Annotated in this window: 14 protein-coding genes; 11 read left to right on the top strand and 3 right to left on the bottom strand. The window is 37.8% G+C overall.

Going from position 1 to position 13803, the window contains the following annotated elements:
* Positions 1-47: 47 nt before the first annotated feature.
* From J7Q84_RS07850 to J7Q84_RS07875, 6 genes are all read left to right on the top strand, one after another.
* On the top strand, positions 48-506 hold the full coding sequence (locus tag J7Q84_RS07850) for a YaiI/YqxD family protein (RefSeq protein ID WP_209093977.1): 459 nt from the start codon (positions 48-50) through the stop codon (positions 504-506).
* 41 nt (positions 507-547) lie between these two features.
* Positions 548-2350 (top strand): DNA primase, encoded by a 1803-nt coding sequence (gene dnaG / locus J7Q84_RS07855; protein WP_209093978.1) that lies wholly within the window; start codon positions 548-550, stop codon positions 2348-2350.
* 34 nt (positions 2351-2384) lie between these two features.
* Positions 2385-3503, top strand: a complete 1119-nt coding sequence (gene rpoD / locus J7Q84_RS07860; protein WP_209093979.1) for an RNA polymerase sigma factor RpoD — start codon at positions 2385-2387, stop codon at positions 3501-3503.
* 459 nt (positions 3504-3962) lie between these two features.
* Entirely contained in the window at positions 3963-4322 is a 360-nt protein-coding gene (gene cccA, locus J7Q84_RS07865; protein ID WP_209093980.1) for a cytochrome c550, read from the top strand.
* Between the two features lie 126 nt (positions 4323-4448).
* The gene (locus J7Q84_RS07870) at positions 4449-5156 is read left to right on the top strand and encodes a tRNA (adenine(22)-N(1))-methyltransferase (RefSeq protein WP_209093981.1); all 708 of its coding nucleotides are present in this window, start codon (positions 4449-4451) and stop codon (positions 5154-5156) included.
* Complete coding sequence (locus tag J7Q84_RS07875; protein ID WP_209093982.1) at positions 5153-6274, top strand: Nif3-like dinuclear metal center hexameric protein; 1122 nt, start codon at positions 5153-5155, stop codon at positions 6272-6274. Before J7Q84_RS07870 ends, J7Q84_RS07875 begins: the two co-directional genes overlap by 4 nt.
* 30 nt (positions 6275-6304) lie before the next feature.
* Here the strand turns inward: J7Q84_RS07875 and J7Q84_RS07880 are convergent, their stop codons facing one another.
* Together J7Q84_RS07880 and vrrA are read right to left on the bottom strand one after the other, a co-directional pair.
* On the bottom strand, positions 6305-7246 hold the full coding sequence (locus J7Q84_RS07880) for a 4-hydroxy-3-methylbut-2-enyl diphosphate reductase (protein ID WP_209093983.1): 942 nt from the start codon (positions 7244-7246) through the stop codon (positions 6305-6307).
* Between the two features lie 259 nt (positions 7247-7505).
* Positions 7506-8234 (bottom strand): VrrA/YqfQ family protein, encoded by a 729-nt coding sequence (vrrA, locus tag J7Q84_RS07885; RefSeq protein WP_209093984.1) that lies wholly within the window; start codon positions 8232-8234, stop codon positions 7506-7508.
* Between the two features lie 159 nt (positions 8235-8393).
* Between vrrA and J7Q84_RS07890 the strand changes: the two genes are divergently transcribed.
* Together J7Q84_RS07890 and J7Q84_RS07895 are read left to right on the top strand one after the other, a co-directional pair.
* Positions 8394-9701: a DEAD/DEAH box helicase gene (locus J7Q84_RS07890; protein WP_209093985.1), complete on the top strand. Its 1308-nt coding sequence runs from the start codon at positions 8394-8396 to the stop codon at positions 9699-9701.
* A 70-nt stretch (positions 9702-9771) separates the two neighbouring features.
* Entirely contained in the window at positions 9772-10665 is an 894-nt protein-coding gene (locus J7Q84_RS07895) for a deoxyribonuclease IV (protein WP_209094258.1), read from the top strand.
* Positions 10666-10689: 24 nt separating this feature from the next.
* On the opposite strand, the gene J7Q84_RS07900 is transcribed toward J7Q84_RS07895, so the two are convergent.
* Entirely contained in the window at positions 10690-10944 is a 255-nt protein-coding gene (locus J7Q84_RS07900; protein WP_209093986.1) for a DUF2624 domain-containing protein, read from the bottom strand.
* Between the two features lie 212 nt (positions 10945-11156).
* On the opposite strand from J7Q84_RS07900, the gene J7Q84_RS07905 reads away from it, so the two are divergent.
* From J7Q84_RS07905 to J7Q84_RS07915, 3 genes are all read left to right on the top strand, one after another.
* Entirely contained in the window at positions 11157-11972 is an 816-nt protein-coding gene (locus tag J7Q84_RS07905; protein WP_209094259.1) for a YitT family protein, read from the top strand.
* Between the two features lie 220 nt (positions 11973-12192).
* The gene (locus J7Q84_RS07910) at positions 12193-12969 is read left to right on the top strand and encodes a metal ABC transporter ATP-binding protein (protein ID WP_209094260.1); all 777 of its coding nucleotides are present in this window, start codon (positions 12193-12195) and stop codon (positions 12967-12969) included.
* A complete protein-coding gene (locus tag J7Q84_RS07915) occupies positions 12966-13799 on the top strand; it encodes a metal ABC transporter permease (RefSeq protein WP_209093987.1) in 834 nt (277 codons plus the stop codon). Before J7Q84_RS07910 ends, J7Q84_RS07915 begins: the two co-directional genes overlap by 4 nt.
* Positions 13800-13803 lie beyond the last annotated feature (4 nt).

Genomic DNA, 13803 nt, shown 5'->3' on the forward strand with positions numbered 1-13803 from the left:
ACATGCATTCTTGAAGGATTCGTTGAAGGGATGTAGAATAGAGAAATATGCAAAATTTAATGAAGATTTTTGTTGATGCGGATGCATGCCCAGTGAAGCAAGAAATTATCCAGGCGGGAACAGAATTTCATGTCGACATTTACTTTGTTGCATCTTATGCACATAAATCTGAATCTCAAGTCGGTAATTGGATTTATGTCGATTCCTTTAAAGATCAGGTAGATTTTCATATCTACAAACTTGCGGAAAAAGGAGACATAGTCGTTACACAAGATATGGGATTTGCAAGCTTGCTTGTTAAAAAAGGTGTGCAGGTGTTATCCCCAAGAGGGATTCCACTTAAAGATGAACAAATGGATACAATTTTATACAATCGATACATGTCTGCCAAGCTGCGCAGAAGTGGGACTTATACGAAGGGTCCAAAAGCATTCTCTTTAGAGGATCGAAAGCGTTTTGCAAGTGAATTGAAAAAAATATTGTCGAATCATGAAGGAATAACTTAGTTTATGCCGAATAAATAACATTAGGACACGGAGCTGTAGTTATGGGGAACAGAATTCCCGAGGAAATCGTTGAACAGGTTCGTCATTCTGTTGACATTGTTGATGTAATTAGCGAATACGTTCAGTTGAAAAAGCAAGGAAGGAATTATTTGGGCTTGTGCCCTTTTCATGGAGAGAATACACCTTCCTTTTCAGTTTCTCCTGAAAAACAAATATTTCATTGCTTCGGCTGCGGAGCTGGAGGAAACGCCCTCTCATTCGTTATGCAAATGGAAGGAGCTTCGTTTGTTCAGGCAGTAGAAAAGTTAGCAAATAAAACAGGAATTCATGTGCAAAGCTATATTACTGACAGCGGTGCAGTAAATGAATCTAATCATAACTCACTTATGACAGAAGCACATGAACTTCTAAAAAAGTATTATCATCATCTCCTCTTAAATACGCAAGATGGAAAGCATGCGCTTGAATATTTGCTAAATAGAGGCTTTACAAAAGAACTCATAATAAAATTTGAAATCGGATATGCTGCCGAGTCACGCGATACGGCAACAAAAGTTTTGCAAAAACGAGGTTTTAAATTACCTGTTATGGAGGAAGCCGGCCTTGTGATTCGCAGTGACAAGGATGGCTCATTTTATGACCGCTTTCGCAATCGTATCATGTTTCCGATCGCTAATACGCAAGGTAAAATTATTGCCTTCAGCGGCAGGACCTTAGGGGATGGTTCACCTAAGTATTTGAACAGCCCTGAAACTCCTATTTTTAATAAAGGCCGCACACTTTATAATTTTCATCAAGCTCGTCTGCATATTCGCAAAGAACAAAGAACAGTATTATTTGAAGGCTATGCTGATGTAATCGCTGCTGTTCATGCTGGCATAGGAGAATCTATTGCTACGATGGGAACTGCATTGACAGAAGAACAGGCGAGAATAATACGGCGCAATGTAGAAGAAGTTATTATTTGTTATGACGGTGATAAGGCAGGCACCGAAGCCTCTTCTAAAGCAGCGGATATGCTTATCGCTGCTGGATGTAAGGTTAGAATAGCTATGGTTCCTGAAGGGCTTGATCCAGATGAATATGTTCGAAAACTTGGGCCTGAAAAATTCAAACAGGAAGTTATTGAACAAAGTGTCAGTCTTACAAATTTTAAAATAAACTTTCTTCGTTTGGGGAAAAATTTACAAGACGAATCAATAAAAATTCAATATATCCATGATGTTCTTAAAGAAATTGCTAAACTTGCCAAGCCTATTGAACGAGAACATTATTTGCAACAAATATCCAAAGATTTTTCGATGCCGATTGAAGCTTTAAAGCAGGAACTAGCAGATATCTATCGAAAAAATAAAGGGCACCATTTCCAAGAAAAGCAAAGAACTGCAACTCCAAAGCGTGAGGTTAAAATTAAACCCTTGTCTGCGTTTGAAAATGCAGAGCGTCATCTATTGGCTCATATGCTCCAGGATAGAGATGTCGCACGTAAAGTGCAAGAAGTGCTTCAAAGTTTTTTTCACATTGAGAAACATTCAGAAATTATCGTTCATTTACATGCATATTATGAAGAGGGCAATGAACCTGATGTAAGTAAATTTTTAGATTGGCTTCCTAATGATGAGCTTCGCAGCAAAGTTACTGACATTGCAAATATACTAATAAGTCCTCATTTATCTGATAAGGAGTTTCAAGATTATATAAGGGCAATTCAAAATCGAAGCAAGGAACTCGAAATCAAGGAAAAAGAACATGAAATGAAAGCAGCTGAGCATCGAAAGGATTATCGATTGGCGGCTGAAATTTTAAAGGGAATTTTAGAAATCCGATTGTCTATGAAATCGTAGCAAGTATTTGTATCTCACGTAAGGAGGGGAACAAATGGCTGAAAAATCAGCTCGTTCTAAAGAAGTGGAAACAGATGTAACATTTGAACAAGTGAAAGAACAACTTACAGAGTTAGGTAAAAAACGAGGTGTTCTTACATACGAAGAAATTGCAGAACGTATGAATGGATTTGATATTGAATCCGATCAAATGGATGAATATTATGAATTTTTAGGTGAACAAGGTATTGAATTAATCGGAGATTCTGATGAAGACCCGAATATTCATCAATTAGCAAAAGAAGAGGAATTCGATCTTAACGATTTAAGTGTTCCTCCAGGTGTGAAAATTAACGACCCTGTTCGTATGTACTTAAAAGAAATAGGGCGCGTCGATTTACTATCAGCAGAAGAAGAAATTAATCTTGCTAAACGAATTGAAGATGGTGATGAAGAAGCAAAACGCCGCTTAGCAGAGGCAAACCTTCGTCTTGTAGTTAGTATTGCAAAGCGTTATGTAGGGCGTGGCATGTTATTCTTAGACCTTATCCAAGAAGGAAATATGGGACTGATTAAAGCGGTTGAAAAATTTAATTACCGTAAAGGTTTTAAGTTCAGTACGTATGCAACTTGGTGGATTCGTCAAGCGATTACACGTGCTATTGCCGATCAAGCTAGAACGATTCGTATTCCTGTGCATATGGTCGAAACAATTAATAAATTGATTCGCGTACAGCGCCAATTGCTGCAAGATTTAGGTCGTGAGCCTTCACCTGAAGAGATAGGCGAGGAAATGGATCTTGCACCGGAAAAAGTTCGTGAAATATTAAAGATTGCTCAAGAACCTGTTTCTCTTGAAACACCAATTGGTGAAGAAGACGACTCTCACCTTGGGGATTTCATTGAAGACCAAGAAGCAACTTCTCCTGCTGAGCATGCGGCTTATGAGCTGTTAAAAGAGCAGCTAGAAGATGTGTTAGATACTCTAACAGATCGTGAAGAAAATGTACTTCGTCTTCGTTTCGGATTAGATGATGGTCGAACTCGTACTCTGGAAGAAGTTGGGAAAGTGTTCGGTGTAACAAGAGAACGTATCCGACAAATTGAAGCAAAAGCACTTCGTAAGCTACGTCATCCGAGCCGCAGCAAACGACTGAAAGACTTTTTAGAATAGACCCTATATTAGTTTACTTCATGAATATGAAGTAAACTTTTTTCTTTTGTTAAATTACTTTAATTTTCTTGAAAATGAGACCGTTATCATTTTTACTTAAAAGCCGTATAATTAGTTTACTGCTGTATTGGGTAAGATAAATATACATAACGCTTGTAATTTATTTTACAGAATTGTCTATTGATTTGCAAATGCTCATTTTTATATTTTTCGAGCCCATCTTGCATAATACCGCAATGAACTTTGGGTATTATGCAGGTTGTTGACGTATTTTTGAAGTATTTATGAGATTTTGCGAGTGAAATTCAAAAGGGCGTTATTTAAAGAAATAACATTTTTCTTAAATATTTTTAACCAGTATTGTACTTTGGACTTTTCCAATAGAGCGTTTTCAAGTAAAATAGAAAATGTCGAAACAATATTCACTTTATAATGGGGTACATAGAGGGGGAAAAGAGAATGAAACGAAACCCATTAATTCCATTCGCATTGATTGCAGTATTAGGAATCGGTTTAATGTTTTTACTTTCATTTCAAGGCTTAAACAAAGCAGAAGAGCTTGCTGATGCTAAGAAAAATGGTGGGAATGAAGCACAAACCGCTTCCAAGCCGGAAGATATTTACAAGCAAACTTGTATCGGCTGTCACGGTGATCAGATGCAAGGTGCCGTAGGTCCAGCGTTAAATAAAATTGGCGCTACATTATCTGAAGAAGAAATTAAAAATACAATCATGAATGGTAAAGGAAACATGCCGGCAGGTTTGCTTCAAGCTGAACAGGCTGCAAAAATGGCAAAATGGTTGTCTGAGAAGAAATAAGCAAAAAAAACCCTTTGTGGAAAGTACAAAGGGTTTTTTTGTTATACTAGTACTATGGTCGCTTGCAACTTAAAGTGAAAATCTTTATGATGATAACGTAACTTTATAGAATATGTGGTGAAGAAAATGAATGAAATTAAACTTTCTAAACGGCTAGAGGAAGTAGCAAAAGAAATTCCGCAAGGTGCGAAATTGGCGGATATTGGCTCTGATCATGCATATTTGCCTTGCTACGCCGTGTTACAGAATAAGATTACATATGCAATTGCTGGAGAGATCACAGAAGGCCCCTTACAGTCTGCAAAATCGAAAGTAAATCAATATGGTTTGCAAGAGAAAATTGAGGTGCGTAAAGGTGATGGACTAACGGTTATTTCCCAAGGTGAAGTTGATGCCATCACTATCGCAGGAATGGGCGGGGCATTGATTCGTGATATATTGGAAGCAGGAAAAACAAAGCTCGAAGGTGTTACGCGTTTAATCTTACAACCGAACATTGGGGCTCATAATATTCGCGAATGGCTCATAGCTAACAGTTGGGAGCTTATTAAGGAAAAGATACTAAAAGAAGACGGGAAAATTTATGAAATATTAGTAGCTGAAAAAGGAAACCCTATGATGCCGTATGAAATAAAACGAGAGAACGGTTTGTTTTTAGGACCATTTTTAATGAAAGAAAAAAGCGAAGTCTTCAAGGAAAAATGGACGCATGAGCTGAAAAATTTAAAGCATATTTATGAACAGCTTCAGAACGCAAACGAGACAGAAGAAGCAAGTGTGAAACGTAAAGAAATTGAAAATAAAATCCGAATGGTAGAGGAGGTACTAGGGTGAGCAAAATACCAAATGGATATGAAATCATCAATTTGTTCGAGAGTATGTATCCAAAGTTTTTAGCGATGGAAGGCGATAAGATTGGGCTGCAAATCGGCTCTCTTGCTCAGCCTGTGGAGCATGTTTTAATTGCGCTAGACGTAACAGAAGATGTGGTAGAAGAAGCGATTAGGCATGAAGCAAAGTTAATTATTGCTCATCATCCTCTTATTTTTCACCCGCTAAAAAGTATTCAGACGGATAAAGCGCAGGGTCGGATTATTGAAAAGTGTATTAAAAATGAAATTGCTGTATATGCGGCACATACGAATATGGATATTGCTGAGGGCGGTGTGAATGATTTATTAGCTGATGCTCTTGGGCTCCTCGATACAGAAGTGCTTATCCCAACCTATGCTGAACAAATGAAGAAGCTTGTAGTATTTGTTCCTGCTTCCCATGCTGATAGTGTTCGGCAAGCTGTGGGAAACAGCGGTGCTGGATTTATCGGGAATTATAGTCATTGTACCTTTAACAGTGATGGGACAGGAACATTTTGTCCGCAAGAAGGAACAAAGCCATTTATTGGCGTGCAAGGAAAGTTGGAGAAAGTGGAAGAAGTACGAATAGAAACGATTTTCCCAGCATCGATGCAGCGTAAAATCATTCGGGCTGTGCTTGAAGCTCACCCTTATGAAGAGGTTGCTTACGATATTTATCCTCTTGATAATAAAGGAAAAGAGCTGGGATTAGGAAAAATAGGACGTTTGCATGAGGAAATGTCCTTAGAGCAATTTGCTCATCATGTAAAAACTTGTTTTGATGTACCCGCGGTGCGTGTTGTTGGAAGCCCCGAGGCAAAGGTGCAAAAAGTTGCAGTAGTTGGGGGAGACGGCAACAAATATATTAATCAGGCTAAATTTCAAGGTGCAGATGTGTATGTTACTGGAGATTTATATTATCATGTAGCGCATGACGCGCTGATGCTTGGATTGAATGTTGTAGACCCGGGGCATAACGTAGAAAAAATAATGAAGCTAGGTGTACAGAAGCAGTTACAGAAAAAAGTTGCAGACAAGAAATTTAAAACTGCCATACATGCATCTGCTATAAACACCGATCCATTCACATTTATGTAAAAAAAGCGGAGGAGCATGCTCTTCCGCTTTTTATTTTGTTTTTACTTTAGGTAAAATTTTATTTAGAGGCACTTGGCGTTTTCGCTCCCAAGTAGTCGGGTTATTTGGGTCGTATTGCTCCAAAAAGGCGATAACCTCTTTTGTAATAGGTGTAGGAGTAGAGGCGCCTGCTGTAACTGCAACAGTCCTTACCCCTTGCAGCCATTCTAGTTGAATTTCACTTACATCGGAAACACGATAGGCTTTTGTAGAAGCAATTTCTTCAGAAACCTGTGCCAAGCGGTTGGAGTTATTGCTTTTCGGATCTCCTACTACAATTGTCAAATCTGCTGCTGGAGCTTGCTTTGCAACAGCTTCTTGTCGTACTTGCGTGGCCATGCAAATTTCTTTATGAAATTCGGCTGTTGGGTATTTCCCTTGAATTTTATCCATAATTTTCAATACATCCCACTGACTCATCGTTGTTTGATTTGTCACAAGGATTTTATCTGTTGGGATTTGCAAGCTCTCTAAGTCGGCTTCGTTTTCGATTAAATGAACAATATCAGGTGCAATTCCTATTGCTCCTTCTGGTTCGGGATGTCCTTTTTTTCCGATATAAATAACATGGTAGCCTGCTTCTTTTCTTTCTCGAATTAAATCATGGGTCTTGGTTACATCAGGACATGTTGCATCAATTGTTGTTAAGCCTTTTTTTCGAGCAAGCTCTTTTACTTCCGGAGATACACCATGCGCTGTGAAAATAACGGTTCCGGAATCAATTTTACTTAAAATGTCCAAACGATTTGGACCGTCTAATGTAATAATTCCTTCTTCTTCAAATGCGTCGGTAACATGTTTGTTGTGAACAATCATACCTAAAATATAAATGGGCCTTGGTAATGTTTTATCTAAAGCTGCATTGCGAGCGATTACCATCGCATCTACCACACCGTAGCAATAACCGCGAGGAGCAATTTTAATTATTTCCATGAAATGTAACCTCTCCTTTTTAGAGGGAACTCTTTATTAGCATTTCCTATTTTTGAAGTTCCGTTCCTTTTTTGAAAGATAAGAAATTATAATCTTTTAAATCCGAGGCGTTGCTTCGTCTGATTTCTCAAGTAAAGCCTAGGAATCAGCATACCTGCACCTTTTATGTGCGGAGTGTTCTGCCTGCGAAGCAAGTACGGACTATCTTCGTCTTTCTTATTATAAAGGAGGAGAGGAAGGTTGACAAAAAGAATGCACCTTATACGTACAACTTAGGTCCGGCAAAGGCAGGACGAGTTGAACTTGTTTCAGTCTGTTTGTTCCTTGTTTCTGTTTTATCTTCCATAATTTCCCCTTCAACGAAATTTCGTTTTTGGTTTGGGGTTTTTCTTGGTTTTTGCTTTTCGTCGGTGTGTTCTTTGGCAGTATTGTCTACAGCTGTTTCTGCTTGGTCTGTGTTATTGCTGTTAGCAGAGGTGAACATTTTAAGTAATGATGGGATGTTCTTTACTGCAGGACCGTATTGCTGTACCATGGGTCCTACTGTATTGGCTACCTGCATAACCTTTTCCATGTTGCCCATAAGCGAAGAAGGGTTAGACAGAATGTTAGAAAACCAGCTGCCTATTCCGCTTGTGGCGCTAGCTGCTCCAGTTGTTCCGGCTGCTCTTGTATCAGAGCTCATTGTATGTGGATTTCTTATTTGAAATTCGTGTTGAAATGGTTGTGCAGGAGGTATATTGGAACTTGTATACGGCTGTTGATGAGCAAACATTCTATAATGATCGTTCATATAGGGGTTCATCTCCATCGTCAGTGCTTGTTGCATCGGTCTGATATTGATCATTTGCTGATTGCGATTTTTCCCGCTTAAAAGTCTGGCTAACAATCCAGATTTTTTTTGCCCCTGCTGCTGCTGGTACATCATAAAATTTGGATTCATTTGTGGCTGAAATTGTTGGTAGGGAGGGATTTGTTGGTGATACATATGCATCCTCCTTTCTCTATACTCGTATTAGAGTATGCAGCATATAGAAATTAGGTTAGTGTATAGTAAGAAAAAGAAGGTTATCATAGATTTTAAAGAGATAATTCGTTATAATATAATTTTGGTCGAAGTGAGTTAAATAGGAAAGCAGGTGGAGTTATGAAAAGTGTTACTTTTGAACAATACAATTTTCAACCATTCATTATAGAAGCAATTCAAACATTGGGATTTACATCTCCAACGGAGATTCAACAGAAGATGTTTGCAATTACAGGAAAAGGACGCAGTGTTATTGGACAATCTCAAACGGGTTCGGGTAAAACACATGCGTATTTAATGCCGGTTTTAAATGCAATCAATACTTCACGTGAAGAAGTTCAGACGGTAATTACAGCACCAACAAGAGAGCTGGCACAACAAATATATCAAGAAATTTTAAAAATCACTAAGTTTTGTCAGGAAGGCAAGGAGATTACGGCCAGATGCTTCATTGGTGGTACGGATAAGAAGAGAACAATTGAAAAGTTAAACAAACAGCCTCATGTTGTAGTAGGAACACCGGGACGTATTCGTGATTTAGTAGAAGAACAGGCTCTGTTTGTACACACTGCTTCTATTATTGTAGTTGATGAAGCAGATTTAATGCTAGATATGGGCTTTATAAAAGAAGTGGACCAGATCGCTTCTCGTATGCCGAAGGAATTGCAGATGCTGGTGTTTTCTGCGACTATACCGGAAAAGCTAAAGCCGTTTTTGAAAAAATATATGGAAAATCCTGAGCATGTTCATATTAACCCAAAGCAAACAGCAGCAGAGAATTTAGAGCACAATATCATTCCTTTACGTCATCGAAACAAGATAAACTTATTAAAGGATATGTTAACGGTATATCAACCTTATTTAGCCATTGTGTTTACTAATACAAAGAAACGTGCGGAAGAAGTGGCGCAAGGGCTTGCTGAGCGTGGGATTAAGGTAGGACGTGTTCATGGGGATTTGACACCGCGTGAGCGCAAAAAAATGATGAAGCAAATTCAAGAGCTCGAATATCAATATATTGTTGCGACCGATTTGGCTGCGCGTGGCATTGATATCGAAGGGGTAAGTCATGTTATTAACTACGAACTGCCTGACGATTTAGATTTTTATGTACATCGTGTAGGGCGTACGGCACGAGCAGGACATTCCGGTGTGGCAATTACTATATATGAGCAACAAGACGAAGAAGCTTTAGATAAATTAGAAAAAAGAAATATTGTATTGCGTCATGTAGACTTAAAAGACGGAGAATGGGTAGAGCTAGGTCCACGCTCAAGACGCCAAAGCCGTAAAAAACAAGTAACGGAAGCAGATGTGGTAGCGAAGAAATTTGTTAAAAAACCAACAAAGGTAAAACCAGGGTATAAAAAGAAAATGACGGCAGAAATTGAAAAGATTAAGCAACGTCAGAAGCGAAGAACTAGATAAGGGAGCTTTATAACTCCCTTTTTCTTGTATTATAGATAAAGCTGGATTTGGAGAAAACGAGGTGGAAGTGATGTTGAAAATTGGGTCACATGTATCAATGAGCGGGAAACATATGCTTCTTGCAGCGAGTGAAGAAGCGGTTTCTTACGGAGCATCGACATTTATGGTTTATACAGGTGCACCGCAAAATACAAGAAGAAAGCCTATAGAAGATTTAAATATAGAAGCTGGGCTTACACATATGCTTCAGCATGGTATTGAAGAAATTGTAGTCCATGCCCCTTATATAATTAATATTGGAAATTCACAAAACCCTTCTACTTTTGAACTTGGAGTAGAGTTTTTGCGCATGGAAATTGAACGTACACAAGCATTAAAAGCTGCCAAACAAATTGTATTACATCCGGGAGCGCATGTAGGTGCAGGTACAGAAGCAGGCATTCAAAAAATCATTGAAGGCTTGAATGAGGTTCTTACACAAGACCAAACGGTTCAGATTGCGTTAGAAACAATGGCTGGCAAAGGAACCGAATGTGGACGCAGCTTTGAAGAAATTGCAAGGATTATCGATGGAGTTACTTATAATGAAAAGTTGTCTGTATGTTTTGATACATGCCATGTACATGATGCGGGATATGACATTATTAACGATTTTGATAGCGTATTAGAATCATTTGATAAAATTGTGGGCCTCGATCGTATTAAAGTGCTTCACCTAAATGACAGTAAAAATTCATGCGGTGCTAGAAAAGACAGACATGAAAACATTGGCTTTGGAAATATTGGCTTTGAAGCGCTTAATTATATTGTGCATCATCCTGTTTTTGCAGAGGTGCCTAAGATTTTAGAAACACCGTATGTAGGAGAAGACAAAAATAATAAAAAACCTCCCTATAAACTGGAGATTGAAATGCTTCGCAGACAGCAGTTTGATCCATTGCTGCAAGAAAAACTGATGAAATAGGAAATGAGGGCTGTAGCCCTCATTTTATTTTAATAAGTTTTGAAGTAAAATATTTACTTGTTGGGCAGTTACAGGGGACGTAACCTGAGCGATTTTTTTAATTAATTCAAGCCGTTCTGCATCGTTATAGATATTGATATTTTGTCCCTTTATTAAAGAAACAACTTGTTGTGCTTGATCGACAGTTATGGGGATTTGGTAGTCTTTGCTAAACTTAAGTAGTTCTCCTACAGTAATATTGTTTAATTTTTTATTTACGATTTGTTGGATGATATTCATAGCTGCACCTTCCTTTTCAGTTTCCTCTACGTCAATATATGAACCACCTGTTTGTACATATTCCGAGAGAAGGGCATTCATTGTATAGAAAAAGGAATAAGTTGTATAATTAGGCTAGTAAAATGATATGAAAATTAAATAAGGGGGGCATAGGGGTGAGTAAAAAACAGCATAAAAAAGAAAGCCTTGGACATTTATTGTATCGTCTCATTATGATTGTCTTTGGAGCGGGACTGGCAGCTGTTTCTATTGAATTGTTTTTAATACCTAATCAAATTATTGACGGGGGAATTATTGGTATTTCACTTATTGTAGATTATTTGACTCCCTCTTGGATTAGCTTTGCAATGTTGGTTGTTATTTTGAATCTTCCATTTATGTATTTTGGATATAAGCAAATTGGAAAAACATTTATGATTTCTTCAATATTTGGTATTATTTGTTTGGCTTTAATTGAAAGTACACTTCATCATGTGAAGCCGTTCACGAATGAACCAATTTTAGCTACAGTATTCGGTGGGCTTATTTTAGGTATAGGTGTCGGGCTGGTGATTCGTCACGGCGGCTCATTAGATGGTACTGAAATTATGGGTATTTTATTGACAAAAAAACTTCCGTTTTCTGTAGGAGAATTTGTCATGTTTATAAATATTTTTATTTTTGGATGGGCAGCGTTCGTGTTTGGAGTAGAGCAAGCTATGTATTCTGTTATGGCATATTATATTGCCTTTAAAACAATTGATACCGTCATCCAAGGCTTAGATGAAACGAAGGCTGTTCTCATTGTATCAGACTTTTATGAAGATGTATCAGATGCAATACTGCATCGCTTAGGGCGTGGAACAACGAAGCTTGCAGGTAAAGGCGGTTACACGGATAATGAAAAAGAGGTAATTTATGCTGTAATTACACGATTAGAAGTAACGAAATTAAAATCCATTGTTCACGAGATAGATCCCAATGCATTCATTACTATTATGAATACTCAGGAAACAAAAGGAGCAAAGTTTAAGTCGGCTATCCATTAACAGAGATGAGAGGGTTCGTCTCTGTTTTTATATTGTGCAAAGAACAGCAGATTGTTTCAAGTGACTCGGTAGCAACAGTTAGATGAAATATTTGACGGATATTACGGTTTATTTTACAATAAATTGGTTTACAAATAAGGAGAGGCATATTATAATTTGCATGTATATAAATCGTAATGATTCTTAATTAGAATGTTGGGTGAAGAAAATGAACCATGAAATAGAACATATCATTGAAATAGACAATGTGTCATTTCGGTACGAAAATCGAAATGTGTTAGAAAACATTAATTTATCTATACCAAGGGGAGCATTTTTAGGTCTTGTTGGGCCAAATGGTTCCGGTAAATCGACATTATTAAAATGTATTCTTGGGATTTTAAAGCCAAAAGAGGGGACAATTCATTTATTCGGTACGGATATTAGGAAATTTAAGGATTGGAACAAAATCGGTTATGTGTCACAAAAAGCCAACAGCTTTAATTCAGGATTTCCAGCTACTGTATTTGAAGTGGTATCTATGGGACTTGTCTCAAAGGTAGGATTATTCCGCTTTTTAAATAAAAGTCATAAACAAAAAGTATATAAAGCCCTCCAAGATGTTGGAATGGCTGAATTTATGAATCGTAATATTGGGGAATTATCCGGCGGTCAGCAGCAACGTGTATTTATTGCACGAGCGCTTGTCAGCAACCCTGAGCTTTTGATTTTAGATGAACCGACAGTTGGAGTTGACGCAGGCAACGTAGAAAACTTCTATACAATGCTGGCAGAATTAAACAAGAATTTAAACCTGACATTATTGCTTGTAACACACGACATTGGCACCATCACAGATAAAGTAACTCATGTGGCATGTTTGAATAAATATTTGCATTTTCACGGAGAGACAGAAACATTCCAACAGTTAGAAGAACGGGATTTGGCGCTAGTCTATGGTCATCATATACATGTTTTGAACCATAATCATGATCATAGTCATGGAGGGATACAATGATACAGGATTTTTTGCAGTTTGATTTTTTACGAAATTCCTTATATGCAGGGATTTTGATAGGTTTTGTCGCTCCTCTTTTAGGTGTATTTGTGGTTATACGCAGACTGTCATTAATTGCAGATGCACTGAGCCATGTTACATTATCAGGAATTGCAGCCAGTTTACTGTTAGAAAAAACCGTCTTTACAGGAGGATTTATAAATCCGTTATATATGGGAATTATGTTTTCAGTAAGCGGTGCCTTGCTAATTGAAAAACTTCGCGGCGTGTACAAGCATTATCAAGAACTTGCCATTCCTATTATCTTATCTGCCGGGATAGGAATTGGCGTTATTTTTATTTCTTTGGCAAACGGGTTTAATACCGATTTATTTAATTATTTGTTTGGCAGTGTGAGTGCTGTGAGCAGTTCGGACTTATATACAATTATTGCGATTGCAGCTCTTGTTGTTATTGTCATTATTTTTCTTTATAAAGAATTGTTTTTGCTTTCCTTTGATGAGGAGTATGCAACAGCTACAGGTCTGCGTGCTAAGTGGATTCATTTAGTGTTTATTATTATGGTTGCGCTTGTTATTGCTGCTTCTATGAGAGTCGTTGGGATTTTACTCGTATCTTCTCTTATGACATTACCCGTAGCGGCAAGTATTCGCATAGCTAGAGGATTTAAACAAACTCTCTTATATTCTGTTATTTTTGGAGAGGCGGCTGTTATTGGTGGTATGATGACTTCGTACCATTTAGATTTAGCACCAGGCGGTACAATCGTGATGATTGCGGTTATCATTTTAATTGGAGCAATTGTTTGGAAAAAGAAAAAAACGGCGTAAAGTA

Origin of the sequence: Bacillus sp. 165, from assembly GCF_017742235.1 — a bacterium.
Taxonomy (GTDB): Bacteria; Bacillota; Bacilli; order Bacillales; family Bacillaceae_G; genus JAGHKQ01.

Coding starts and splice junctions, on each gene's coding strand:
- J7Q84_RS07850 (WP_209093977.1), top strand. CDS start 48: ATGCAAAATTTAATGAAGATTTTTGTTGATGCGGATGCATGCCCAGTG.
- dnaG (WP_209093978.1), top strand. CDS start 548: ATGGGGAACAGAATTCCCGAGGAAATCGTTGAACAGGTTCGTCATTCT.
- rpoD (WP_209093979.1), top strand. CDS start 2,385: ATGGCTGAAAAATCAGCTCGTTCTAAAGAAGTGGAAACAGATGTAACA.
- cccA (WP_209093980.1), top strand. CDS start 3,963: ATGAAACGAAACCCATTAATTCCATTCGCATTGATTGCAGTATTAGGA.
- J7Q84_RS07870 (WP_209093981.1), top strand. CDS start 4,449: ATGAATGAAATTAAACTTTCTAAACGGCTAGAGGAAGTAGCAAAAGAA.
- J7Q84_RS07880 (WP_209093983.1), bottom strand. CDS start 7,246: ATGGAAATAATTAAAATTGCTCCTCGCGGTTATTGCTACGGTGTGGTA.
- vrrA (WP_209093984.1), bottom strand. CDS start 8,234: ATGTATCACCAACAAATCCCTCCCTACCAACAATTTCAGCCACAAATG.
- J7Q84_RS07890 (WP_209093985.1), top strand. CDS start 8,394: ATGAAAAGTGTTACTTTTGAACAATACAATTTTCAACCATTCATTATA.
- J7Q84_RS07895 (WP_209094258.1), top strand. CDS start 9,772: ATGTTGAAAATTGGGTCACATGTATCAATGAGCGGGAAACATATGCTT.
- J7Q84_RS07900 (WP_209093986.1), bottom strand. CDS start 10,944: ATGAATATCATCCAACAAATCGTAAATAAAAAATTAAACAATATTACT.
- J7Q84_RS07905 (WP_209094259.1), top strand. CDS start 11,157: ATGATTGTCTTTGGAGCGGGACTGGCAGCTGTTTCTATTGAATTGTTT.
- J7Q84_RS07915 (WP_209093987.1), top strand. CDS start 12,966: ATGATACAGGATTTTTTGCAGTTTGATTTTTTACGAAATTCCTTATAT.